Here is a 254-nt window from a genome sequence, read left to right as displayed (position 1 = left end):
CTTTGGCGTAGACCGAGCGGCTATATAAGCGGCTGCGCAGATTACTTAACGCATCATTGTAAGTGCTGCTGTTGGTTATCGGCGTTTCGCCGTAGACCGGATCGTACATATTAAAGGTATTCGACACCTTGCCGCGGTAAGAGTAGGCCTTGTACGTTTCATTTTTTTCATAGTCAACGCCAACCAGCAGGTCATGCTGCATGCTCAATACCACCGGCGACCCGTTTACGTCCCAGGAATAGTAAGAGGTTTGA

General features: G+C 49.2%; 1 protein-coding gene. It reads right to left on the bottom strand.

Annotated elements, in window-relative coordinates; genetic code table 11:
- A partial coding sequence (locus N8O80_RS09565; protein WP_261028130.1) for a hypothetical protein occupies positions 1-202 on the bottom strand: 202 nt, incomplete at its 3' end.
- Positions 203-254: the final 52 nt, after the last annotated feature.

The sequence above is a fragment of the Streptococcus mitis genome, from assembly GCF_946190155.1.
GTDB lineage: Bacteria > Bacillota > Bacilli > Lactobacillales > Streptococcaceae > Streptococcus > Streptococcus mitis_CL.
This window is presented reverse-complemented; position numbering and strand designations above follow the sequence as displayed.